Source organism: Chroococcidiopsis sp. SAG 2025 (genome assembly GCF_032860985.1).
In the GTDB taxonomy this organism is placed as follows: Bacteria; Cyanobacteriota; Cyanobacteriia; order Cyanobacteriales; family Chroococcidiopsidaceae; genus Chroococcidiopsis.
Map to the genome: position 1 here is coordinate 3,765,552 of NZ_JAOCNC010000001.1, position 24,709 is coordinate 3,790,260.

A 24,709-nucleotide genomic window follows, 5' to 3' on the forward strand; every position below is an offset into this window, starting at 1 on the left:
GAGCGCACATGAGTCAAATTCCTTCCCATCTTGCCGAGCAGTATTCCACCAGTAGCCGTACCACTACCTCTAAATGTATACAGGATAATAATTTTAGCAGTATAAAAATTCACAACTCTAGAGACAATTATCCGCCATCTTGCCGGAATAATCCAGACCCAGCAACTCAGCTTCCCAAACATCGCCTTTGGTGGCAAAAAAGCAGTTTTAGAACCAAGCTCGTAGCGTTAATTATTGCTGTTGGGATTTTGCCAGTTTTGACTGACAAAATCCTTGCGCAAGCTGACGATCGCGTAGTCCCGCAGTTTAATGCCCAAGCTGAAGCCCGCGTGGACAATCCAGACCTGGCTGATTCTCCCACTCAGCTGCCAGTGACTCTTTTAATCGAAACTGTTGTCGCATCGCTGCTACTAATTGGTTTGTTGACTGCTTTTTTTGCCAATCGTGCCATGCGTCCAGCAAAATCTGTTGTCGATGCAGATGACAAGCCGAAATTAGAACCGGATGACTCTTACTCTCCGCTAGCAATTCTCAATAGTGCGGCACTGGAAAAGGTGGATGTTAACCATCAACAAATTGCCACGATTGAGTCAGCTAAAATAGCGACAGAAATTTCGCTCAAGTTTCGACAAGCACAATATCTCAATGAGTTATTAAAAACCGCTACAAAAGAAATACGCCGCGCTCTCAGCGCCGATCGAGTTTTTGTGTATCAATTTAATCCTGACTGGAGTGGTAATGTTGTCGCTGAATCTGTTTTACCTGGCTTACCTTCCTGCTTAAAGATTAAAATTACCGACACGTATTTTTCTGAGTCGAACGAGGGCGTAGACAAGTATATCAATGGTCGAATTTGCGTGACTCACGATATTTATGGGGGAGAACTGACCGATTGTCATATTAAATTGTTAGAACAGTTTGCGATCAAAGCGCAGATGGTAGCGCCAATTACCAAAAACGGTCAACTATTTGGTTTATTGATTGTTAATCAATGTTCTGAACCTAGAGTTTGGCTGCCTCATGAAGTTGAGTTATTCTCCCATTTGGCAAAACAGGTAGGAATAGCATCCGAACAAGTTGCATTTTTAGAAAAGCAGGAAGCCGATGCCGAACGTGCCGATTTACTCACGGAAATTACTTTGCGAATTCAGCAAGCTCAATTTTTAGAAGAGCTACTGAAAACTGCTGTGAAAGAAGTCAGACGTGCAATCAAAACCGATCGCGTCATCGTTTACGGTCTAGATTCTAGTAATTGGGATGGCATTGTCGTGGCAGAGTCTGTTGCCCCAGGCTGGCCCCAAACTTTAAGAGTGAGAATTGACGATCCTTGCATGAGAGAAAAGTATGCCGAAATATACAAGCAAGGTCATGTCACAGTCATTGATGATATTTACCAAGAGGGACGAGTTGAAGACTGCTATCGCCGATTATTAGAGCAGTTTGCAGTTAAAGCTAATTTGGTAGCACCAATCTTGAAAAACAATGAATTACTGGGATTGTTAATTGCCCATCACTGTTCCGAACCGAGAAATTGGCAACAGGAAGAAATTGACTTATTTGTTCAGTTAGCGACGCAATTAGGATTTGCGATCGATCGAGTCAGCCTGATGGAAGATATGGAAACAGACGAGGAGTAGGCAGTTATCAGGGAGTAGGGAGTAGGGAGCAGGGAGTAGGGAGTAGGGAGTAGAGGAGCAAGGGAGAACCAACTACCAATTACCCATTACCCATTACCCATTACCACCAACCATCAACTAGTATTTAATTTATCGATCGCCGCGATCAGTTCTGCTGGCTGGTGGATGAGAAAATCGGGCTGATATTGTTCCAGGGCTGCGGCGGAGTTGAAACCCCAACTAACGGCGATCGCAGTGACTTTACTTCTTTTTGCTGCTTCTATGTCTCTGGTTTCATCTCCGACATAGACACTCTCTGACGGTGCAATCTTCTCTTGCTTCAAAATCTTTTTGATGACTCTACTTTTACTGAAGAGAGCGGCTTCTGTATAAATAAAATCGAATAAATAATCCATATCATTGAGTTCCAAAAAAGCAAAAATATTATCTTTAGAGTTAGAACTCAGGATGCCGACTTTATCGACTCGTTTTCTCAATTCGAGTAGATTTTCTTTAATCTCGGGAAAAGGTTGAATTTTAGAAATTTCTGCATTCAACTCTGATTTGACTTTAGCAACTAACAGGGGAAATTTGAGAATTGAAATTCCTGATTGTTTGATAATTTGACGCGAACTCAGGTTTTTAATCTGAGCAATTTCTGCGGTGCTGATAGGTTTATGTCCGAATTCTACAGCTAAGCGATTAGTAATACCGACAATGGAGTGAAGTGTATCGGCAATAGTACCGTCAAAATCAAAAAATATCACCTTAATGGTCATTACAGTGAATCGGAATAAACAATCGTAGCCGACGATTCAAGATTAGCACGGGCGTTCCTTCTCAGCATTTCGGGTTTGATCCGCCGCAAGGCTGAACCTGTAAAGCGCCGATCCCACTCGCCGTCTTCTATTGTTGCTAGTTCTGTGAGTTTTGGTGCGAGATTGTGTGCATAAGGATGGAATTCGTTAATATCTGTCGTGCGCGCAAAACGCTGGTTCCAAGGACAAACATCTTGACAAATATCGCAACCAGCTACCCAACCATCAAGACGGGAAGCGATCGCTTCAGGTAACTGTTCGGCACGATTTTCGATTGTATGATAAGCAATGCAGCGATTGGCATCGACGACAAAAGGCTGCGTAATTGCTTGTGTGGGACATGCCTCTATGCAGCGAGTACAATTACCGCAATGTTGCGTATGGGGTCGATCTGGGGTCAAAACTAAGTCAGTCAGCACTTCACCCAAAAATACCCAAGAACCATATTCTCGTGTAATCACATTACCATTTTTAGCGATCCAACCGATACCTGCCTGTTGCGCCCACGCTTTATCTTGAATTGGACCCGTATCAGCATAGAACCGCGTTTGGATATCTGCTACTTGCGATCGCAACCACTGACTCAAGGCTTTGAGCTTTTTATGCAATACCTTGTGATAATCTCTACCCCAACCATAACGAGAAATTTTTGCATTTGTTGGATCTGTAGAATGCTGGTGAGGAGTGTAATAGTTGAGCGCCACGCAAATTAGCGATCGCACTTCTGGCATGACTAAACGAATATCCTCGCGCTTGGGGTTTGCCATCCATGCCATGTCTGCTTGATATCCCAGTTGCAACCAAGCTTGCAACCTCTGCCGCTCCGCAGTTCCTACTGCTTCCACTGCGGCAATGCCGACTTTGTGAAACCCTAATTCTAAGGCTTTTTGTTTGATTTGGTCGCTGGTTAAGTTAGTCATTTGTCATTGGCGAGTGGCTGGCGGCTAATTTGATATCTGGTCACTCGTTATGTGTCATTCGGATATTACACCCAAATGACTGATGACGAATCGCGAATGACAAATTCTAGAATCCTTCTATAGGGGCAGGTTTTGACCTGCTCTTATATGCGATCGTGGGCGTTAAGAGCAAGCTGTTTTTGTCGAGAGGGATTAATGAATCGCATGGAAGCATCAACGCGATCGCCACAGGATACGGTACAACAAATAGCAGGAATTACAGAATCTACCATTATTCGTTACTTTGACACTTTAAATACAGAAAATTATCAAGCTTGTGCAAATTTATTCGCTACAGACGGAGTGATGTATCCTCCTTTTGAAGAAGGAATTTTGGGACGAGAGGCGATCGCTACTTTCTTGCAGCGGGAAGCTCAGGGAATGAAGTTAGAGCCAGAGCGAGGAATTTCCCAAAGTGTGGAAAATGGCGATTTGGAAGTGCAAGTCGTGGGGAAAGTGCAAACCCCTCTGTTTGGGGTAAACGTTTCTTGGTTCTTTTTACTCAATTCTCAGCAAGAAATTGCTGCCACAAAAATCAAACTCTTAGCCTCACCGCAGGAGTTGTTGAGTTTGAAGCGATAGGAAGTTGTAAGTCTTAGGTACTTTAAGCCAACACTTGCTGAAAAGATTTTGCTAGGAGTTGGCGACCCATTTCGATATCTTTAGGACTGCATTGCCAGTCTGGATATGCAGTCATTAGCAGACTCTCTAAAGTTTCATAATCGAATAAGTGCCATACAGCAGCGCCATTCACCATTGCGGAGATGGCATAACAGTTAGAACTGATGCAGTAAATAGTACAAGTACTGGCTGCCCGTGCTACAGACATTTGTTCCCCTGCTTGCAAGGCTCTAAATTGCCGAATTGCTTGCTTGAACTCGTCAAATGAGGAGACTGTTAGCCCCGGAATTGCTACGATCGCGCTGCGATCGCCATTAACAGCAATCCAGTAGTGACGGCTAGGATCGATTGCTTCCAACCAGGGTAGTTCATCATCAAGACGGTAGCGCAAAGACAAAGCAAATAACTGTGTCATGGGTATATCTAGGTTCTGAATCTTACGCCCAATTTCAAGCGATCGCATAGCTTGCCATCAGAGGAAAAACTCAAACTTAGCACTTGCCTCTTTTGACCTTGTTATGCAACCCTTTACCCCACTATTAGACATTCACTACCGATTGATAAACCTAACTTAACAAAATTTATAGTAATACTTACTATTAAGTCGAACTTTTTTAAATATTTCTCTGGAGAGGCGCGATATATCGCGCCTCTACAAAAACCTAGCCAACTAGCCCAGATCTCAGGGCGCGGACTGCGGCTTGGGTGCGGTCATCGGCGCAGAGTTTGTTCAGGATGTTGCGGACGTGGGTTTTTACCGTACCAACGGTAATGTATAGTTTTTCCGCAATTACAGCATTACTACAACCTTCTACAATTAGTTGCAATACCTCTAATTCCCTTTCGGTGAGGGGGTAAGCAGCTAACATTTGGTCGTAGTCTTCATCAGCTGCATGGATAGCAACAGTTTTGCTGTCTTTGTCTTCTTTACTAACTTCGGCGACTACAGCAGCAGGAACTTCGGCAGGTGCGGGTTTGACTTGCTGTAAAACAATGCGGGCGATCGCGGGATCGATCCAAGCATTACCGCTGTGGGTGACGCGCAATGCTTCTAGTAAGTTATCGAAACTAATATCCTTCATGCAATAAGAATCAGCCCCCGCCGCAAAAGCAGCTAACACTGCTTCTCGATTGTCTCGCAAAGTCAAGATCAAAACTTTGGTAGTGAATCCTTCTCCCTCGCTTGCGGCTGCCTTAATCTCCCTAGTTAGTTCAATGCCATCTTTATCAGGTAAACCGATATCCACGATCGCAATATCGGGATGGACTGTCTGCAATAACTGCAAACCCTCGCTAGCGTTGGCAGCTTCGCCTACCACTTCAAGTTCTTGCCGCTGTTGTAGTGCTGTTCTGATCCCGACGCGAGTGAGGTCGTGGTCTTCAATTAAAGCAACGCGAATTTTACTCATGTTTTTTACATTGTTCATTTGTCATTGGTCATTTGTCATTGGTTTGGTACTAAATGACAGATGATGCTTTGGCTGCATGTCCTACAACTGAAAGTCAAGTGGGATTCAAAGCGAGGTAGACGCAGCCCTTACTCACTGCTCTAGCCATTCCATAAACTCTTGTAGGAGTGCTATATCAAGTAAGTTTTTAACTCTAGCTTTGTTCAACAATTCAATCTTAGTACTTTTATTTACATTGCCATCCTCATCAGCTTTCATGCTCCATCATTGCCTAGACAATCTTTTGCTATCCTGCAAAAACCTCTACTTATGGCTTTAATACTTTTACCCAGGTTTTTTCATCCCCCTCAAGAGAGAACTTTTGGCTATCCTCGTGTTTTAAATTTTTTTAAATTTGAGGTATCTTAGCTTAAACTTATAATAAAACTTAATTCGATAATAGTTGTAGATTTTTTTTTTTGGCATAAAAGGCGACAATTTTTATTACAAACTACCAGAAAGACTTATGCAAAAGGAGTTTTCGGAAATTCTAATATTTGGTTTTTACCCTTCCATACCACTCTAGTAAGTTAATATTTTAGCTGAGATACTGGTTGGATAAATTTTATTAATCGAACAGTGTCATAAAATTTTCTCTAGCATAAAAATAAAGTTGCTAATACAGTCAAAAACTAAATGAGCCAAATAGAAACAGTTCCTGGGGAACTTTGGCAGACCATCCATCCTGAAGATCGCGATCGCTATTACCAGCAGCGGCAGCAAGCAATCGCTTGCCAGCAGGCTTACACTGTCTCCTACAGAGTTTTGGCAGCAGATGGAAACTATTATTGGTGGCAAGAACAAGTTATCCCAGAAGCGAGTGACGTACCGGATCGGCAAGTCACTTGTATCGATCGAACCGAAGTAAAATCGACCGAGCCGGAATCGGCAAAGACACCAATAAAAACAGCACAACTAGAAGCCGTACAACAGAGATTTCAAGATTTAGTCAACGGGCTGGAAGACACGATTGTTTGGGAATACGATCCAGCAACGGCGCGATTTACCTTCGTCAGTCAAAGTGCAGCAGAAATTTTAGGCTACCCTGTGGAGCAATGGCTACAGCAGCCGAACTTTTGGCAGAATCTCATTCACCCTGAAGATCGGGCAAGGGTAGTACAATCTTACCACCAGGAAAAGCTAGGTCGCGATTGTAGTTTGGAATACCGTTGCATAGCCGCAGACGGGCGCGTGGTGTGGCTGCGCGATCGCCTGCACTTTGCCCGCGATCGCGAGGGAAAATCTCAACTGCGGGGATTGATGTTTGATATCACCACAGCCAAGCAAACAGAAGCAGAATTGCGGGAAAGCGAAGCTCGATTTCGCACGATGGCAGACAGCGCACCCGTGATGATCTGGATGGCTGGGATTGACAGTTTGTGGGAGTTTGCCAATCAGTCTTGGTTAAATTTTACCGGACGCAGCTTAAAACAGGAATTAGGTGAAGGCTGGACGGAAGCAGTACACCCTCAAGATGTCTCTCGTTGCGTGGAAACTTATTTATCAGCTTTTCACAGTCGGCAAGAGTTCACGCAAGAATTTCGCCTGCGACGGGCGGATGGTAAGTACCGTTGGATCTTTGAAAAAGGCAGTCCTCGGTTTACCCCCGACGGGAGTTTTGCCGGATATATTGGCTGCTGTTTGGATATTAGCGATCGCAAAGTTTCGGAAGACGCACTCAAAACGCGGGCAGAGGAATTAACTTATCTCACAACCGTGCTAGCGCAAACCAACGTGACGTTAGAAAAGCGCAATCAAGAATTGGATCAGTTTGCTTACGTTGCTTCTCACGATCTCAAAGCACCATTGAGAGCGATCGCCAATTTATCAGAATGGATTGAAGAAGATCTATTAGACAAACTGACAGCAGACACGCGTCACCAAATGAACCTACTACGGGGGCGCGTCCATCGCATGGAAGCCTTAATTAATGGATTGCTGCAATATTCCCGCGTCGGACGGATGGACACGCCAAAATCTGAAGTTTCTGTAGGAGATTTGTTAGCAGAGGTCGTTGACTCCCTCTCTCCACCTGAAACGTTCTCAATTGAAATTGCACCCATGCCGACAATCGTGACTGAAAAATTGCCTTTACAACAAGTCTTTACTAACTTAATTAGCAACGCCATTAAATACCACCCCAGGCAGGATGGCAAGGTCAGTATTTCCGTGCAAGAGTATGCCTCAAATTATGAATTTGTCGTAGCCGATGACGGGGAGGGAATTGCGCCCGAATATCACGACAAGGTATTTGGTATCTTCCAAACTCTGTCGCCCCGTGACACAATCGAAAGCACGGGAATCGGCTTAGCGATCGTCAAAAAAATTGTCGAACAACAAGGAGGTACTATTTGGCTAAAATCACAGCCAGGACAAGGAGCAGCTTTTTATTTTACTTGGAAGAAGTGAGGAGTGAGGAGCGAGGAGTGAGGGGTGAGGGAATTTTAGATTTTGGATGCGCGGATGATGGAATTGTAATTCTCCCCCAGCTTCCCCAGCTCTCTTTCCTCTTTGTCTCTCACTCAAATTCTTCTTCCCTCGCCTCTTGCTCCTCACTCCTAACCCCTCCAAAGATTGAGGTGTATAGGCTCCAATTTTAGTCAAGATGGAATATATAAAACTTCATAATGACAGACAAAATGATTCATATTCTGCTTGTCGAGGATGACGAAGTGGATGTCATGAACGTAAAAAGAGCGTTTAAGAAAAATAACATTACCAATTCACTCTACACAGCTAGTGATGGGATAGAAGCATTGTCAATCTTGCGAGGAAGTGAAGGCGAACCATCGCCAATCCCGCAAGAGCGGCGATTAATTTTATTAGATTTAAACATGCCCAGAATGAATGGAATTGAATTTTTACGAGAATTGCGAGGTGATGCCAATCTCAAGCAGATCCCTGTCGTTATGTTGACGACATATAACGAAGACAGAGATAAAGTTGAGGCTTACAACCTGAATGTCGCTGGGTATATTCTCAAACCAGTCACGTTCGATAACTTTGTCCAAGTCATGGCAACGCTGAATAATTATTGGACTTTAAGTGAAATGCCTTAAATGAGGGAGCACTTAGCAGGGAGCAGGGAGCAGGGTATATACCACTGCCGACTTCCGACTCCCGACTCCCGACTCCTAATTCTTATGGAAGAACCAGTCAAAATTCTAGTTGTAGATGATGATGAAGTCGATCGCATGGCAGTGAGGCGAGCGCTAGTCACTGCTGGGGTGAAGATGGATTTGTCAGAAGCAAATGGCTGTGCTGAGGCGATCGCCCAGTTGCAAGAGCAGCAGTTTGACTGCGTATTTTTAGATTATCTCTTGCCCGATGGCGATGGGTTGAGTTTAGTGCAACAAATTCGCTGTTTGGGCTTTACCGTTCCTTTGGTGGTATTGACAGGACAGGGAGATGAGCAAATCGCCGTCCAGTTAATGAAAGCGGGGGCATATGACTATTTGTCGAAATCTAAACTGTCGGTAGAGGGACTAAGCCAAACTCTCCGCAATGCTATCCGCCTGCATAAAGCAGAATTGGCAGCTCAAGAGGCAAACAATCGGTTAAGGGAAAGCGAGGAACGCTATCGATTAGTACTAGAAGCTGCTAATGACGGGGTATGGGATTGGTACTGCACCACCGATGAAGTTTATTGTAACGATCGGTTATTAGAAATTATTGGTGTCGAGCGGGCAGAATTTACTCACACCCCCACCGCGCTATTAGATTTAATTCATCCAGAAGATTTACCCGAGATCAAAACCGTAGTCAGAAATCACCTGCTACACGGACAAAAATGCGAAGCTGAGTTTCGGATTCTTCACTCCTCTGGGGAGTATCGTCATTGCGTGGCTAGGGGAAAAGCTCAACGAGATCTTCAAGGCTATCCGTACCGGATGTCGGGAATTGTGAGCGACATCACGGAGAGTAGAAGGTTGGATGCTGCCCTTAAGGCTAGCGAATCTCGGTTCCAGCGCTTGGCAGAGACAAATATCGTAGGTGTGATATTAACGAAGTTGAGTGGGGAAATTCTTGAGGCGAATCAAGCTTTTTTACAAATGGTGGGTTACACTCAGCAGGACTTAAAGGCGGGAAAGTTGCACTGGCAAAAAATGACACCACCAGAATATGCCGAGCAGAATCGACTTGTGATCGAACAACTGCGAACGGTTGGTAGTTTTAATTATTATGAAAAAGAGTATATCCGTAAAGACGGAACCCGAGTGCCAGTACTATTAGGTGCGGCAGTTGTAGAGCAGTCACCCGACACGGCAATTTGTTTTACTGTCGATTTGAGCGATCGCAAACGTTCGGAAGCTGAAATTATCAACCTCAACCGAAATTTGGCGCGACGAGTCAATGAATTGGAAACGCTACTCGACGTGATTCCCCTGGGAATTGCGATCGCCCAAGATCCGAAATGCCAGTATATTCGCGTCAACTCAGCGATGGCAAAGCTCATGGGGCTATCACCAAATGCTAACGCTTCTAAAAGCGCACCATTAGACGAACGACCGGCATACAAAGTCTTTCGTCAAAGTCAAGAAATTCCTGCTTCCGAGTTACCCATGCAACAAGCGGCAAGCAGCGGTAAACCAGTGTTAGATGTAGAGTTAGACTTAGTAATAAAAGAAGGTACGCCCCCAGTCAAATTACTTGGCAACGCCGCACCTTTATTTGACGAACAAGGTCAATGCCGAGGCAGTATAGGGGCATTTGTTGATATTACCGAGCGCAAGCGAATTGAAGAACAAGAACGATTTTTAGTTGAAGCTAGCAACATTCTGGCTGCTTCTCTGGACTATCAAACTATTTTGAATAACCTAGCTCAATCGATCGTACCGCAGCTAGCAGATTGGTGTAGCATTCACATTCTCGAAGCAGACGGCTCGATCCGGCAAGTGAGCGTGGCTCATTCCGCATTATCTCAGGTACGGTGGCTAGAAGCTTTAGCTTGTCACTATCCTGTTAGCCCAAATAGCACGTTGGGCGTAGCCCAGGTTATCCATACCGGGGAGTCAGTTTTATACCCAGAGATTGACGATAACTTACTCCAAAATCTCGCCCGCGATCGCGACCATTTGCAAAGTTTGCGCCAAATTCAGATGAAATCGGCTCTGTGCGTCCCAATTCAAGCGCGCGGTAGGACGCTCGGAGCAATTAGTTTTGTGGCAGCTGAGTCACAGCGAGTCTATACTAATGCCGACTTGATATTTGCCGAGGATCTCGGTCGTCGGGCTGGGTTAGCAGTAGATAACGGACGGCTTTACCAAGAGGCTAATGAAATTGGTGAAAATCTGCGTCAGGCGATCGTAATTTTGGGCGAACAGCAGCAACAACTGCGCGTCTTGCAGCGGATTGGCAACCTGCTCAACCAACGCTTAACCGACGTATCCGAGCTACTACACGTTATCGTCGGAGCTGTCTGTGATGGAATCCCCGATGCAGATTTTGCCGCGATCGCCACTTACAATTCTGCGAATGACGAATTAGAGACTTCTGCCACAGCGGGTATTGGCAAGGAAAGATTGCTCTTAACCGAAATTTTCGATCCCGATCTGGGAGTCTTGAGGCAAGTATTTGAGACTGGGGAAGCGCAGTTGATGAGAGGAGCGAGGAGCGAGGAGCGAGGAGTGAGGGAAGAAGAATTTGGGGGACAAGGGGGACAAGGGAGACAAGGGAGACAAGGAGTCATCCAAAATTCCCTCACTCCTAACTCCTCGCTCCTCGCTCCTAGTTCTTTGTATGCAGTGCCGATCGCTTCGGTGAATGGGGGGCGTTTGGGCGTATTGGTGGTGGGAAATTGGCAAAATCTCGATGCCTTTGACCCCGAAGACCAAAATTTAATGGCAGCGGTAGGAGAACAGGCGGCGATCGCGATCGGGAATGCTCGCTTAATCGAGGCTTTAGAGGAAAGGGAAGAACGGCTAGCTGCTCAAAATTTGACTTTAGCTCAGCAAAATCGAGAACTGGAGTTAACCAGACAACGGATCGAGCAGCAAAATCTCCAGTTGATTGAAGCAGCACGGCTGAAATCTCAGTTTCTCGCTACCATGTCTCACGAACTACGCACGCCCTTGAATGCCGTGATTGGTTTTGCGCAAGTTTTGTTACGTCAGCGTTCTGCGGCTCTGTCTGGAACTCAATCTGGCATGATCGAACGCATTTTGAGTAATGGCAAACATCTCCTTGCTTTAATTAACGATATTCTCGATCTATCTAAAATTGAATCAGGTCGGCTACAACTGCAATTAGAATTAATTAGCTTAGATCGTCTGGTGTCATCAACTATTGATGAACTTAGATCTCTAGCGGAGCAGAAGCAGTTACCTATACGTGTCGATTTGCAAACAGAAAATGTGACAATTGTTAATGATAGCAACCGCCTGCGTCAAGTATTAGTCAACTTACTTTCTAATGCAATTAAATTTACTGAATCTGGTTGTATAGAAATCAAAACTTGCGAACTTTCAAATACGCAATTTATGCTGAGTGTCAAGGATACTGGTATTGGTATTGCTACATCGGAACTAGAGCATATTTTTGAAGAATTTCGTCAAGTCGATCAAACGACAACCCGAAAACATGGTGGAACTGGCTTAGGTTTAGCAATTACCAAATCGCTAGTCCACATGATGCAAGGCAAAATTTCAGTTGATAGTCAACTAGGTAAAGGTTCGACTTTTCACGTTGAATTACCTAAAACAGTGACTAGTGACTAGGGAATAGGGAGTAGGGAGCAGGGAGCAGGGAGTAGGGAAGAGGGAAGAGGGAAGAGGGAGTAGAGAATAGAGGGATTATGTAGTAGATCCAGATAATTTTGCTTTGAGGAATTTTTGTAAACCTCGGAGCATCTTCTGAATCACTACGGTTCAGTTAAGGCTCAAAGTGTTGTAAATTAAGCATTGTTCCCAAGAATGGAAAGTGAGTGTAGTGCATCTGAAGGATTTCTCATTGTTGTCTCCTACGATACAAAGTAGTGATGTGTTCAAAGCGATAGAGGCAGCCATCCCATCCACGGAGATCGAGCAAGCGATCGCTAAAACTAAAGTTTGTGAACAACGTAAACGCTCGTTACCAGCACAATTGGTAATTTGTTTGGTAATTGCGATGAGTCTGTGGTCACGAGATTCGATGAGAGATGTGCTGAAAAACTTAATTGATGGGCTGAGCGAAGCATGGGTGAAAGTGGGGAAATACTGGCGAGTTTTTTGTAAATCAGCAATAACGCAAGCCCGACAACGATTAAGTCCAAGGGTGATGAGTCAATTGTTCCATCAACTGGTGCGACCAATGGCTAGCACCGATACCAAAGGAGCATTTCTCAATGGATTGCGAATTGTGGTAATTGATCGGACTTGCTTCGATCTGCCAGACAGCGATGAAAATGCGAGAGTTTTTGGTCGTCCGAGCAGCCGTCCTGGCACACAAGCCGCATTTCCCAAACTGCGATTAGTCATTTTGGTAGAAGCAGGAACACATTTAATCTTTGATGCATTGATGTGTCCATATCGAATAGGAGAACGAGTGCGGGCATTAAGATTATTACGCTCCGTGAGTTCAGGGATGTTGTTGATGTGGGACAGAGGGTTACATTCTTATGCAATGGTGCAAGCAACTGTCACAACTGGTAGCGATTATTTAGGAAGAATTCCCGCAAATGTCAAGTTTTTGTGCGAAGAACCACTGGCGGATGGTTCTTATCTGAGTTGGATTTATCCACCTGCTAAATTCCGCTCAAAAGCTTGCCAGCCCATACAAGTCCGAGTGATTGAATACACAATTGGTAATACCGACAACCCAGAGGAACAACTAAGATATCGCTTAATTACCAGCTTATTGGAATTGGAGAAATTTCCGGCTCAACTACTGGCGATTGAATATCATCAACGCTGGGAAGTAGAAAATACTATTGATGAACTCAAAGTACATTTATCAGGACGAAAAACTCATATTCGCTCTCAAAAACCGCGTGAAGTTGTGCAGGAAGTTTACGGGTGGTTGTTAGGACACTGGGCTGTGCGGTTATTGATGTTTCAAGCTGCAAAGAGCGCGGGTATCACTCCTTTGCGTCTGAGTTTCACTGGGACATTGCGAGTTATTCGTCGTGCTATCCCGAAATTTCAACGCTTGCAATCACAAGAACTCCCCTTTTTTTAAGTTGGTTAACTGTAGAGATTTTAGACACTCTGTTACCTGAACGAGTTTCTCGTACCAATCCCAGAGTTGTAAAAAAACCTGTATCCAAGTTTCGCTCAAAAAAGCCAAGACATCGAGCCACCCCCTCCCGAACCAATCCTCCTATTTTCTTTATCCTCAGCACAGCGTAGCCTTAAATGAACCGTATTGGATTCTGAATTTCATTAGTTTGAGTTAGTATTTTTGCTAAAGTTTCTTCGTCAATGTAATTTAACTCTTTAGATACAATTGACTGAGTTTCTAGCTCTGCTAAAGATCCAAGAGCAATAGTGATGAACCGCAAGAATTCTTGCGTTGAATCTCTAGCCCAGCCCTCAGCGATATTTGAGGGAATTGACACAGCAGCACGTTGTATTTGGCTGCTTAATCCGTAAGTTTCATATTTAGGAAAATTTTCTGTCAAAATATATACCTGTTTTGTAACGGCAACTCCGGCTTGCCAGACTTTCAGGTCGCGATACGAACTAATACTCATTGTTGAGCAAAAAATACACTGAGTATTAATTATAACTCTGTGTCAGATGCTTTTACTCCCTGCTCCCTGCTCCCTGCTCCCTGCTCCCTATAGAGTGAAGCTATTATTCCAATATTCTGTTAGCGTGAACTTAGTTCGGTCGCTGCTCTTTCCCCTACTCCCGACTCCCTGCTCCCGACTCCCAACTCCCTAATTAATCTAATGCCTGGACGCGACATAATTGTTATTGGGGCTTCTGCTGGTGGCGTAGAAGCGCTGTCCCAACTGCTGAGCCTTTTACCGAGGGATATACCAGCGGCAATTTTTGTCGTGCTGCACATTCCTTCTGAAGGTTATAGCATTCTCCCGAAAATTCTCAATCGGGCGATCGCCAAGCGTCAGAAGCAATCCTCGCTCAAGGCAATTCATCCTCAAGATGGCGAGCAGATCGAATATGGCAGAATTTATGTCGCACCACCCGATCTCCACTTGCTCGTCAAACGCGGCTCGATTTCTCTGGCTCGCGGTCCTAAAGAAAACGGTCATCGCCCTGCGGTAGATCCATTGTTTCGCTCGGCAGCACGGGCATACGGACAACGGGTTGTGGGTGTGGTGCTGTCGGGGACGCTAGATGACGGGACAGCAGGACTGATGGCAGTGAAGCAACGAGTCGGCGTGGCGATCGTCCAAGACCCTGAAGAGGCAATGTATTTAGGAATGCCCCGCAGTGCAATTGAAAATGTAGAAGTCGATCGCATTTTACCCGTGGCAGATATGGCAACCTTGCTCGTAGAGCTAGCTCGCCAACCCATAGTAACAGAAACAGCAGCCATATCTGATGATATGGAAATGGAGGCTGACATGGCAGAACTAGAGTTAAATGCTATGCAAAACCCCGATCGCCCTGGCACACCCTCCCCATATGGTTGTCCAGATTGCGGCGGCGTGCTGTGGGAACTGGATGAAGGAAGGCTGATGCGCTTCCGCTGTCGCACGGGTCACGCTTACTCTACAGATAGTTTACTTGCCGCTCAGTCAGAGTCATTGGAAGATGCACTGTGGAGCGCACTACGGGCATTGGAAGAAAAAGCTGCCCTGACACAACGATTGGGAGATCGCGCCCGCGATCGCCAGCAAACTTATTCTGCTAGACGGTTTGAAGAACAAGCACGAGCCGCACATCAACAGGCGACTTTAGTGCGCCAACTGATCTTGAAAAGCGACAGTAATGGGAGCGACGCATCTACAGCAAATGGACAGGTGGTAGGATCGCAGAAGAATGCAGCCGCAGGAGGTAATCCTGAAGCAAAAATGGAACATCCTGCCTTGGAAGACTCCTCGCTGCCTCAGAAAGTTGTAGCAATCTGCGCCTCCGCAGGAGGATTGAATGCTCTGAGCCAAGTTCTATCGGCATTACCCGTAAATTTTCCAGCTGCTATTACCGTAGTTCAGCATATAAGTCCTCACTACCCTAGCATGATGGCAGATATTCTCAGCCGTCGCACAAAGCTGCCTGTCAAACAAGCCCGATCGGGAGATTATTTGCGTACGGGAACAGTTTACATTGCGCCGCCAGACCATCACCTACTGGTCAATGCAGATAGTAACCTGTCGTTGTCTCATTCAGAACTCGTACATTTTGTCCGTCCTTCAGCAGATTTACTCTTTGAATCGGTAGCCGCTAGTTTTAAACAACAGGCGATCGCAGTTGTTCTGACGGGTACGGGTAGCGATGGTGCGATGGGAGCCAGGGCGATCGAAGAAATGGGCGGAACCGTAATTGTCCAAGACTACAAGACCGCTGAATTTGGTGGAATGCCAGAAGCAGCCATCAATACTGGCGTTGCCGCTCTGGTTTTACCTTTGAACGAGATTGCCCTTACCTTGGTAAAACTAGTTGCGGTTGAGGTAAAGGGATGAGGGATGAGGAATGACGGATGAGGCTAATGCTGACTTTGAAGCGCTAATTAACTATATTAAACGCAATCGCGGATTTGATTTTACAGGTTACAAGCGATCTAGTTTGATGCGGCGAGTGCGCAAACGAATGCAAGCGCTTGACCTTGAGAACTTCAGCGATTACATGGATCGCCTAGAGGTAGCGCCAGAGGAATTCGTCTATTTATTCAACACAATTTTGATCAATGTCACGTCCTTTTTTCGCGATCGCGCTACCTGGGACTACGTGATGACAGAAATTGTGCCTCGAATTACTGCCCGCAAGGAAGCTACGGAACCGATTCGGATTTGGAGTGCTGGCTGTGCTTCGGGACAAGAGGCTTACACTTTAGCAATAGTGATGGCTGAAGCAGTGGGCATTGAGCAGCTGCGTCAGCGCGTCAAAATTTATGCAACAGATGTGGATGAAGAAGCGCTCAACCAAGCCCGCCATGCTACTTTTAACGAACGAGAGGTGAGTTCCGTCCCGCCGGAAATGTTAGAACTTTACTTTGAGAGTTCCAATGGTTTTTATACTTTTCGTAAAGACCTCCGCCGTTCGGTAATTTTCGGTCGTCACGATCTGTTACAAGATGCACCTATTTCCCGCATTGATTTATTGTTATGTCGCAACACGTTGATGTATTTCAATGCAGAAGCTCAATCGAGAATTATTGCCCGCTTTCACTTTGCTTTAAATGATGCTGGCTTCTTATTTTTGGGTAAAGCAGAAATGTTACTCAGCCATAGTGATTTTTTCACGCCGGTTGATTTGAAGCGACGAATTTTTATTAAAGTTCCTAAAGGAAATATGCGCGATCGCTTGTTGCTTATGGGTAACAATCACGTCGATGACGAAGCAAGTTATTTAGCTAACCACGTCCGCATTCGGGATACAGCATTCGACATAAATCCCACTGCACAGCTAGCGATCGATGTCAATGGACTACTCACATTAGCTAACGAACGCGCCCGCAACTTATTTAATATTCACTCTAGAGATTTGGGTCGTCCGCTGCAAGACCTAGAAATTTCTTACCGTCCTCTAGAACTGCGTTCTCGGATCGACCAAGCTTATGCTGAACGGCGTGCTGTCAGCCAAACAGAGGTAGAGTGGATTTCTGCCTCTGGAGAGACTTTATATTTTGACGCACAAATATTGCTCCTGCAAGATATTAACGGGAGAATACTGGGATGCAGCATTGTTTTTATCGATGTCAGTCGCTCCCGGCGGTTGCAACACGAACTAGAACATTCCAATCAAGAATTGGAAATGGCTTATGAAGAATTACAGTCAACCAATGAAGAATTAGAGACAACCAACGAAGAGTTGCAATCTTCTAATGAAGAACTGGAGACAACTAACGAGGAACTGCAATCGACTAACGAAGAATTGGAAACCATGAATGAAGAACTGCAATCTTCCAACGAAGAGTTGCAGACAATTAATGAAGAATTGCGATTGCGCAGCGACGAACTGAATCAAGTCAATGCCTTTCTAGCATCGATCCTCACTAGTCTTCGCGGTGGAGTGGTAGTCGTGAATCGCGAACTGCAAGTCCAAGTTTGGAATAATAAAGCCGAAGATCTCTGGGGCTTGCGTAGTCACGAAGTTGAAGGACAACATTTTTTAAACTTGGATATCGGTCTACCAGTCGGACAGATGCGACAGCAAATCCGGTCTTGCCTAGCAGGAGAATCTCGCTCTATTGAAGTGATTCTAGATGCGATTAATCGACGCGGTAAGGCGATTCAATGTAAAGTCACTCTCACCCCTTTACTGGATGCAAGGCAAGGAATTCACGGGGTAATCATGTTGATGGAAGAACAAGAGTCAGCGAACAGTAACCAGTGACCAGTGACCAGCGACCAGCGATCGGTGACTCCTCGATAACTGACAACTGATAACTGTTTAAATAAAGCTTTTGACTGAGTTATTCTCTTCCTTTAAGTAGGTTTGAGAGGATCACTTTATTAGCTATTTTGTACTAAATAGCTGGATAAAAGTGAAAAAAATAATGTTGGTTACCGTACATACATCATTTAACTTACATTAATGTTATTGCTACAAATATCGCATTTTTATCAAAACCTTTGCGTTAAAAATAACACCTGACTTCACCGAATTCAACAAGCTAATTAGCTAAAAATACCAAAAAAATTGCAATTTTGACAGAATTTTATCAAAACTCATGTGTAGATTATTACTCGCTGTGTTATCTCCCACCACAATTGATGTCAGGTCAAAGCGCTGCCTTGCTTTTACCTTGAGAGGGTCAGGTTTAGCTGGATTGCCGATCGCCATACAACACATGGTCAGCCCACTGCCACAATCTCAATTGGTGGAGGTGTAAAATGGACGCGAGGCTATTTAATCAAAAAATACAAACCACCTATAAACAAGCAGCCTTGTTATACAAGCGCACCAAAGTAGCATCGTCAGAGCAACGGGAAGAACTACTAGAACAATCGCTAGAAGAACTACGGATAACGCTAGAGGAATTGCACGTAGCAGAAGAGGAAATATTAGCCCAAAATGAAGAACTGGCGATCGCTCGTTCTCAAGTTGAAATAGAGCGCCAGCGTTACTTAGACTTATTCGAGTTTGCCCCCGATGGCTACATTGTGACAGATGCAACTGGAAAAATTCGCGAAGCCAACCGCGCTGCTGCTAAACTACTCAACGTGCCACAGCAATTCTTAGTAGGTAAACCGCTGATTAACTACGTTCCCTCCGAGCAACGGCAAGCTTTCCGCATTCAATTACAGAAACTGGATCGATTACAACAACTAGAAGAATGGGAGCTGACATTTTGTCCGCGCCAGGGGATAGCCTTTGATGCTGCCGTGACGGTATCTAGCATGTATGATGCGAGTGGTAACCTCAAGGGATGGCGGTGGCTGATCCGAGATATCACCGCTCGCAAACAAGCGGAAGCAGCGATTCGTGCCGTTCAATTACAAAACTTGCAATTACAAGAAGCCGCAAAGCTAAGAGCGCATTTTTTAGCAATTATGTCTCACGAGCTGCGCAGTCCCTTAAACGCGATCGTGGGATTTTCTCAGTTATTACTGCGTCAGACTCAAAGTGCCTTGCCTCAAACCCAAGAAAATATGGTGTCGCGCATCCTTAATAGTGGGAAACATTTGCTAGTTTTAATTGAAGATATTCTCGACTTTTCTAAAGTTGAGGCTGGCAAGCTGACTCTAAAATTAGAGCCTTTAAATGTCGTCGATTTAGTTATAGCAACAACAGAAGAAATGCACTGTTTAGCCGAACAGAAGCATTTGAAGTTACAGAGATCGTTTGCTATTAAATCCTCCATAATTAGCAACGACAGCGTTCGCCTGCGGCAAATCTTACTCAATTTGCTATCGAATGCAATCAAGTTTACTGAAGTGGGTAAGGTTGAAGTTAGGGTGTGGGAATTAGGTTCAGACCGGATTGCGATCGCGGTAGAAGATACGGGAATTGGTATTGCTCCAGAAGACTTGCAATCTATTTTTCAACCATTCCGCCAAGGCAACCAAACTCTGACGCGCCAGCATGGAGGTACGGGATTGGGATTAGCAATTACAGATTCCCTAGTTAAGATGATGGGAGGAAAAATCTCGGTTGAAAGTAAAGTAGAGCAAGGCTCGACATTTTACGTCGAGTTGCCGCGTCGGGTTAGAGAACAGCAATAGACATCGGTTAAAATGCACAGTCCTTGGAGATCCCCCAACCCCCTTCACAAGGGGGCTATTGGTTCCCCCCTTGTGAAGGGGGGCTAGGGGGGATCGAGATCTTGACTTCAAGTGCAAAACTCCGACCGACTCCCGACTCCCTTAATTCACCGAACTCAACTCTTTGCCAACCGCAGCATTAGAGTTAGCCTCCGGCGCATCAGCTTCAGAAGGTGGTACGACTTGCCAGAATTTAGGCAAATATTCTGACCAATTAGCTAAAATTGCCTGCGCTTTAGCAGAATTGGTTCGTTCGGCGTGAGTTTGAATGAACTGACGCAACTGTTGTTCTCCCTCAGGCGAACTGACTCGTTGCAGCTTGACGATTTCGTGGTTGACTAACTCAGAGAAATTTCCTTCTTCGTCAAGGAAGTAAGCTAATCCACCCGTCATCCCCGCACCGACGTTTCTCCCAACTTTACCTAGAACAACAATCGTGCCACCAGTCATGTACTCGCAACAATGATCGCCTGCACCTTCAATGACTGCAATGCCTTTGGAGTTACGGACTGCAAAGCGTTCGCCTGCGATTCCGTTAGCAAAAAGCACTCCACCCGTCGCTCCATACAAGCAAGTGTTACCGACGATAACATTCTCAGCCGCCGCGTAGTTAGCTTCTGAAGGAGGTGTGATGACAATTTCGCCACCGTGCATCCCTTTACCTACGTAGTCGTTGGCTTCCCCAACGAGTTTCAAAGTCATTCCCGATAAGTTGAATGCACCGAAACTCTGTCCTACCGCACCCGTAAAGTTGAGGTCGAGTTGTCCTTCAAATCCATCATCACCGTAAAGGGAAGCGATCGCCCCTGCAATTCTCGCGCCTACAGTACGGTCGGTGTTGATGACATTATAGGTTTTGCTAACGGCAGATTGATTTTGAATTGCGGCTTGAATTTCTGGATCGGCAAGAATCTCGTCATCCAAGACGTGTCCGTTGCTGTGGACGCTTTCATGGGACAACCAAGCGCGATCGGTTTTCGTGTCGGGTAGTTTGGTGATGCAGTCGAGGTTGAGAGTTTGCGTCTTCGTCAAGCGTACCTCTTCCCTGACTTTCAGCAAGTCGGCGCGACCGACAATTTCATCGATAGAACGATATCCCAACCGTGCTAGCAGGCTGCGTGTTTCTTCCGCGATAAACAAGAAGAAGTTGACAACGTGTTCTGGAATCCCTGGGAAACGCTGGCGCAAGTCTTCCCGTTGAGAAGCCACACCGACAGGGCAATTATTCGTGTGGCAGATTCTCGCCATAATACAACCCTCGGCAATCATGGCGATCGAACCGAAGCCGAATTCCTCTGCTCCCATCAAAGCACCCATTAACACGTCCCAACCGCTCTTAATTCCGCCGTCAACGCGCAGAATCACGCGATCGCGCAGGCTATTTTGCATTAGAGATCGATGCACTTCCGTCAGTCCCAGTTCCCACGGCGTACCCGCGTGCTTGATCGAACTTAAGGGTGACGCACCCGTACCACCGTCGTGACCCGAAATTTGAATGATGTCGGCGTTAGCTTTAGCTACTCCTGCCGCGATCGTCCCAATCCCAATTTCTGCTACCAATTTCACTGAAACTTGGGCTTTGGGATTGATCTGGTGCAGGTCAAAAATTAGCTGTGCCAAATCTTCAATCGAATAGATGTCGTGGTGGGGTGGCGGCGAAATCAATGTTACTCCTGGTTTAGAACGGCGTAGCATGGCGATGTAGGGGCTGACTTTTTTACCTGGAAGTTGTCCGCCTTCGCCTGGTTTTGCCCCTTGAGCGATTTTAATTTCGATCTGCTTGGCGTTCATCAGGTATTCTGGTGTTACGCCAAATCGACCGGAAGCAACTTGTTTGATCGCGCTGGATGCCGTGTCGCCATTTTTCAAACCCTTGAGATGCGGTAGCAGCGAGGAACGCCCTTCGCTCACATCTTCTAGAACCTTGAACCGAACTGGATCTTCTCCGCCTTCACCAGAGTTAGATTTACCACCAATCCGGTTCATGGCGATCGCCAATACTTCGTGCGCTTCCCGCGATAATGCGCCTAGAGACATGCCACCCGTACAGAAGCGCTTGACAATAGCGCTAGCTGGTTCGACTTCCTCAATCGAGATGGGACTGCGATCGGATTGGAAGTCGAGTAAGTCCCGCAAAGCAGTTAACGGACGATTTTGCAGGTGTTTTTTGTAAATGTTGTAATGGTCGTGATTATCTGGACTAGCAACAGCTTTGTGCAAAGCCTTCGCCAGTTCGGGGCTGTTCATGTGATATTCACCCCCTGGACGGTACTGGACGAAACCGAAGTTTTCCAGCTTCTTCACCGTCACTTCTGGGAAGGCGCGAGTGTGGAAGGATAGGACTTCGCTAGCCAGTTCGCTAATGCTCAAACCGCCCAAACGTGATGTCGTGCCGTAAAATCCTAGAGCGAGTAAATCGTGTCCGATGCCGATCGCCTCAAAGATTTGCGCTCCTTGGTAGCTCGACAACAGTGAAATCCCCATCTTGGAAAGAATCTTCAGAATGCCGGCTTCGATAGCTTTTTGGTAATTAGCTAAGGCTTGCTGTAGCGTCAGTTGAGACATTTTACCCCGCTCCATCATCTGCTGGGTCTTCGGGTCGCTATGCCAACTTTCCACTGCTGCTAAGGTGAGATAAGGACATACAGCAGATGCACCGTAGCCGATCAGACAGGCAAAGTGATGGGTACTCCAACATTGCGCCGTATCGACGACTAGCGAGGCTTTCATTCTCAGTCCAGCCTTGATCAGGTGGTGGTGTACGGCTCCCACTGCTAGTAGGGACGGAATGTAGCTAGTTTCGGCGCTAATGGGATTGGGCGCGCGATCGCTCAGAATTAAAATTTGCTTGCCAGCTTTGACAGCTGCAACCGCATCAGCTTGCAGTTTTTCTACAGCTTTTGCCAATCCTGCGGGACCAGTAGTAATGTCATATTGCGTCGAAAGCGTGGCGCATTCAAAGCCAGATTGAGTAATTGCCTCTAAATCTGCCTGCTGTAATACGGGAGAGTTTAACAGCAAGCGTCGGGCATCTTCCGCTTTCGGGTCGAGCAAGTTACCGCGAGCGCCCAATTCTACTTTTAACGACATTACCAAGCTTTCCCGCAACGGATCGATCGCGGGGTTGGTCACTTGGGCAAACCGCTGTTTGAAGTAGTCGTACAGCAAATGCGGCTTTCCTGAAAGGATCGCTAAGGGGATATCATCACCCATACAAAATGTAGGTTCTTTCCCTTCCGCCGCCATCGGCTGAATTGTCATTTCCACATCTTCACTACTGAACCCGAAGGCGATTTGATGGCGCAGGAGGGTTTGTCTGTTCGTGTAGGGGTGAGGAGTGAGGAGTGAGGAGTGAGGGGAAGAACCGTTACCGTTTTCCTGGTTTGTGGTTTTTGTAGGGGCGCACAGCTGTGCGCCCCTGCCTAGTTCGACGCGATATTGTTTCAGCCACTCACCATATGGATGTGCTGTGGCGACGCGCTGTTTGATTTCCCAGTTTTTGAGGATACTGCCTTCGTTTAAGTCTAGAGCAATGGTTTGTCCTGGTCCGAGTCTGCCTTTTTCAACAATTTCGCTTTCCTTCAGGTCTACCACTCCGGCTTCGGAAGCAACCACCAGCATTCCATCTTTAGTCACGACATATCGCGCTGGACGTAAGCCGTTGCGGTCTAGTGTAGCTCCTACAGTTTTGCCATCGCTGAATACGAGTAAGGCGGGACCATCCCAAGCTTCTTGGATACCGCTGAAGTATTCGTAAAAGTCTACAATTTCAGGATATTGTGCTAGTTCTGGTTGATTTTGGTAAGCTTCGGGAACCATCAACATCAAGGCTTCCGAGGGGCTGCGACCGGAACGCACCAACAATTCAAATACGTTGTCTAAGGTAGCAGAATCGCTGTTATCGAGTTGTACGATTGGATTTAAGGCATCCAAATTGCCTTGCCATACAGGGTGGTTCAAGTCGGCTTGTCTCGCCAGCATCCAGTTGATATTACCCAGCAGCGTATTAATTTCGCCGTTGTGTCCCAACAAGCGCATCGGTTGGGCAAGGGGCCATTTGGGTAAGGTGTTGGTGCTGAAGCGGCGATGATAGACACAAAAAGCACTTTGATAAGCAGGGTTCGTTAAGTCTTGGTAGAATTCGCCCAATACGGCAGCGCGCACCATACCTTTATAGACGATGGTACGGCAGGAGAAGGAACAGATATAGCAGTGTTCCGACCATTGAAGTTGAGTTTGTTGCGCGATCGCCTTACCGATGCGACGGCGGGTAATATAGAGTTGTCGTTCCAGTTCTTCGCCTGTTAACTCAGAACTGACAATTATTTGCTCGATTTGCGGTTGGTTTTCCCGTGCTTGAATACCTAAAATTTCTGGCTTCACGGGGACGACTCGCCAACCCAAGACTGTTAGTCCAGCAGCAGTAGCAACTTGTTCGGTGACTTGTTTGACAACTTGAGCATCTGCTGGCTGTTGCGGTAAAAATACCATACCAATGCCCGTGCGTTCTTGGGGTGGAATGGCAATATTTTGCTCTTTCATCCAGGCATGAAACAGTTCCCACGGGATAGCACTTAAAATACCCGAACCATCGCCAGAATCATTATCGGCGCTGCAACCACCTCGGTGTTCCAGGCATCCCAATGCTTTGAGTGCTGCACTTACAATACCGTGGCTGGGAATATTTTGCTGTTGGGCAATCAGTCCGACTCCACACGCATCTCTTTCTTCTACCAGCCATCTAGGTTCCACGTAGGAATTCACTGATTCAACAGCATCCGCAGCGTGAGGATTTATTGTATTTTTATATTGATTTTGATTGACTTGGTTGCTGTCCATAAGCTAGTCCTAAGTGATGTTTTTATAAGTAATTGGTCATTTGTCATTTGTCATTAAAGGACAGGAGATGACAGTAGTTACTCGTTAGTCATAACTC

At 45.9% G+C, this 24,709-nt stretch carries 16 protein-coding genes; 10 read left to right on the forward strand and 6 right to left on the reverse strand.

Annotation, left to right across the window (positions count from 1 at the left end):
- The first annotated feature begins 8 nt into the window (after nucleotides 1–8).
- The gene (locus N4J56_RS18305) at nucleotides 9–1,637 is read left to right on the forward strand and encodes a GAF domain-containing protein (protein ID WP_317107738.1); all 1,629 of its coding nucleotides are present in this window, start codon (nucleotides 9–11) and stop codon (nucleotides 1,635–1,637) included.
- A 113-nt stretch (nucleotides 1,638–1,750) separates the two neighbouring features.
- On the opposite strand, the gene N4J56_RS18310 is transcribed toward N4J56_RS18305, so the two are convergent.
- On the reverse strand, nucleotides 1,751–2,395 hold the full coding sequence (locus N4J56_RS18310; RefSeq protein ID WP_317107739.1) for an HAD-IA family hydrolase: 645 nt from the start codon (nucleotides 2,393–2,395) through the stop codon (nucleotides 1,751–1,753).
- The gene (gene queG, locus N4J56_RS18315) at nucleotides 2,395–3,354 is read right to left on the reverse strand and encodes a tRNA epoxyqueuosine(34) reductase QueG (protein WP_317107740.1); all 960 of its coding nucleotides are present in this window, start codon (nucleotides 3,352–3,354) and stop codon (nucleotides 2,395–2,397) included. The genes N4J56_RS18310 and queG overlap by 1 nt, the downstream gene beginning before the upstream one ends.
- A 195-nt stretch (nucleotides 3,355–3,549) precedes the next feature.
- Here queG and N4J56_RS18320 point away from each other — a divergent pair, with 195 nt between their 5' ends.
- A complete protein-coding gene (locus tag N4J56_RS18320; RefSeq protein ID WP_317107741.1) occupies nucleotides 3,550–3,975 on the forward strand; it encodes a ketosteroid isomerase family protein in 426 nt (141 codons plus the stop codon).
- Nucleotides 3,976–3,997: 22 nt separating this feature from the next.
- Here N4J56_RS18320 and N4J56_RS18325 read toward each other — a convergent pair whose 3' ends face one another.
- Both N4J56_RS18325 and N4J56_RS18330 read right to left on the reverse strand, forming a co-directional pair.
- Nucleotides 3,998–4,429 (reverse strand): hypothetical protein, encoded by a 432-nt coding sequence (locus tag N4J56_RS18325; RefSeq protein ID WP_317107742.1) that lies wholly within the window; start codon nucleotides 4,427–4,429, stop codon nucleotides 3,998–4,000.
- Between the two features lie 247 nt (nucleotides 4,430–4,676).
- Entirely contained in the window at nucleotides 4,677–5,423 is a 747-nt protein-coding gene (locus tag N4J56_RS18330) for a response regulator (protein WP_410500533.1), read from the reverse strand.
- Between the two features lie 675 nt (nucleotides 5,424–6,098).
- On the opposite strand from N4J56_RS18330, the gene N4J56_RS18335 reads away from it, so the two are divergent.
- From N4J56_RS18335 to N4J56_RS18350, 4 genes are all read left to right on the forward strand, one after another.
- Nucleotides 6,099–7,871, forward strand: a complete 1,773-nt coding sequence (locus N4J56_RS18335; protein WP_317107744.1) for a PAS domain-containing protein — start codon at nucleotides 6,099–6,101, stop codon at nucleotides 7,869–7,871.
- Between the two features lie 218 nt (nucleotides 7,872–8,089).
- A complete protein-coding gene (locus tag N4J56_RS18340; protein ID WP_317107745.1) occupies nucleotides 8,090–8,521 on the forward strand; it encodes a response regulator in 432 nt (143 codons plus the stop codon).
- On the forward strand, nucleotides 8,522–12,178 hold the full coding sequence (locus N4J56_RS18345) for a PAS domain S-box protein (RefSeq protein ID WP_317107746.1): 3,657 nt from the start codon (nucleotides 8,522–8,524) through the stop codon (nucleotides 12,176–12,178).
- 301 nt (nucleotides 12,179–12,479) lie between these two features.
- Nucleotides 12,480–13,616: an IS4 family transposase gene (locus N4J56_RS18350; RefSeq protein WP_410500401.1), complete on the forward strand. Its 1,137-nt coding sequence runs from the start codon at nucleotides 12,480–12,482 to the stop codon at nucleotides 13,614–13,616.
- 172 nt (nucleotides 13,617–13,788) lie between these two features.
- Here the strand turns inward: N4J56_RS18350 and N4J56_RS18355 are convergent, their stop codons facing one another.
- A complete protein-coding gene (locus N4J56_RS18355) occupies nucleotides 13,789–14,130 on the reverse strand; it encodes a four helix bundle protein (RefSeq protein WP_317107747.1) in 342 nt (113 codons plus the stop codon).
- A 201-nt stretch (nucleotides 14,131–14,331) separates the two neighbouring features.
- On the opposite strand from N4J56_RS18355, the gene N4J56_RS18360 reads away from it, so the two are divergent.
- The 4 genes from N4J56_RS18360 (at nucleotide 14,332) to N4J56_RS18375 (ending at nucleotide 19,734) form a co-directional block, all read left to right on the forward strand.
- Nucleotides 14,332–16,029 carry a chemotaxis protein CheB gene (locus N4J56_RS18360; protein ID WP_317107748.1) on the forward strand — a complete coding sequence of 566 codons (1,698 nt, stop codon included), beginning with the start codon at nucleotides 14,332–14,334 and terminating at the stop codon, nucleotides 16,027–16,029.
- A gap of 10 nt (nucleotides 16,030–16,039) precedes the next feature.
- Nucleotides 16,040–17,902, forward strand: a complete 1,863-nt coding sequence (locus N4J56_RS18365; RefSeq protein WP_317107749.1) for a CheR family methyltransferase — start codon at nucleotides 16,040–16,042, stop codon at nucleotides 17,900–17,902.
- Nucleotides 17,903–18,239: 337 nt separating this feature from the next.
- Complete coding sequence (locus N4J56_RS18370) at nucleotides 18,240–18,401, forward strand: hypothetical protein (protein WP_317107750.1); 162 nt, start codon at nucleotides 18,240–18,242, stop codon at nucleotides 18,399–18,401.
- Nucleotide 18,402: 1 nt separating this feature from the next.
- Nucleotides 18,403–19,734 carry a PAS domain-containing sensor histidine kinase gene (locus tag N4J56_RS18375; RefSeq protein ID WP_317107751.1) on the forward strand — a complete coding sequence of 444 codons (1,332 nt, stop codon included), beginning with the start codon at nucleotides 18,403–18,405 and terminating at the stop codon, nucleotides 19,732–19,734.
- A 141-nt stretch (nucleotides 19,735–19,875) separates the two neighbouring features.
- Here the strand turns inward: N4J56_RS18375 and gltB are convergent, their stop codons facing one another.
- Nucleotides 19,876–24,612, reverse strand: a complete 4,737-nt coding sequence (gene gltB / locus N4J56_RS18380; RefSeq protein WP_317107752.1) for a glutamate synthase large subunit — start codon at nucleotides 24,610–24,612, stop codon at nucleotides 19,876–19,878.
- Between the last annotated feature and the right edge of the window lie 97 nt (nucleotides 24,613–24,709).

What these genes read in the sequence shown, in the direction of transcription:
- N4J56_RS18365 (WP_317107749.1), top strand. Translation starts at nt 16,040, where the DNA reads ATGACGGATGAGGCTAATGCTGACTTTGAAGCGCTAATTAACTATATT.
- N4J56_RS18360 (WP_317107748.1), top strand. Translation starts at nt 14,332, where the DNA reads ATGCCTGGACGCGACATAATTGTTATTGGGGCTTCTGCTGGTGGCGTA.
- N4J56_RS18345 (WP_317107746.1), top strand. Translation starts at nt 8,522, where the DNA reads ATGAGGGAGCACTTAGCAGGGAGCAGGGAGCAGGGTATATACCACTGC.
- gltB (WP_317107752.1), bottom strand. Translation starts at nt 24,612, where the DNA reads ATGGACAGCAACCAAGTCAATCAAAATCAATATAAAAATACAATAAAT.
- queG (WP_317107740.1), bottom strand. Translation starts at nt 3,354, where the DNA reads ATGACTAACTTAACCAGCGACCAAATCAAACAAAAAGCCTTAGAATTA.
- N4J56_RS18320 (WP_317107741.1), top strand. Translation starts at nt 3,550, where the DNA reads ATGAATCGCATGGAAGCATCAACGCGATCGCCACAGGATACGGTACAA.
- N4J56_RS18340 (WP_317107745.1), top strand. Translation starts at nt 8,090, where the DNA reads ATGACAGACAAAATGATTCATATTCTGCTTGTCGAGGATGACGAAGTG.
- N4J56_RS18355 (WP_317107747.1), bottom strand. Translation starts at nt 14,130, where the DNA reads ATGAGTATTAGTTCGTATCGCGACCTGAAAGTCTGGCAAGCCGGAGTT.
- N4J56_RS18370 (WP_317107750.1), top strand. Translation starts at nt 18,240, where the DNA reads ATGTGTAGATTATTACTCGCTGTGTTATCTCCCACCACAATTGATGTC.
- N4J56_RS18305 (WP_317107738.1), top strand. Translation starts at nt 9, where the DNA reads ATGAGTCAAATTCCTTCCCATCTTGCCGAGCAGTATTCCACCAGTAGC.
- N4J56_RS18325 (WP_317107742.1), bottom strand. Translation starts at nt 4,429, where the DNA reads ATGACACAGTTATTTGCTTTGTCTTTGCGCTACCGTCTTGATGATGAA.
- N4J56_RS18375 (WP_317107751.1), top strand. Translation starts at nt 18,403, where the DNA reads ATGGACGCGAGGCTATTTAATCAAAAAATACAAACCACCTATAAACAA.
- N4J56_RS18335 (WP_317107744.1), top strand. Translation starts at nt 6,099, where the DNA reads ATGAGCCAAATAGAAACAGTTCCTGGGGAACTTTGGCAGACCATCCAT.
- N4J56_RS18310 (WP_317107739.1), bottom strand. Translation starts at nt 2,395, where the DNA reads ATGACCATTAAGGTGATATTTTTTGATTTTGACGGTACTATTGCCGAT.
- N4J56_RS18330 (WP_410500533.1), bottom strand. Translation starts at nt 5,423, where the DNA reads ATGAGTAAAATTCGCGTTGCTTTAATTGAAGACCACGACCTCACTCGC.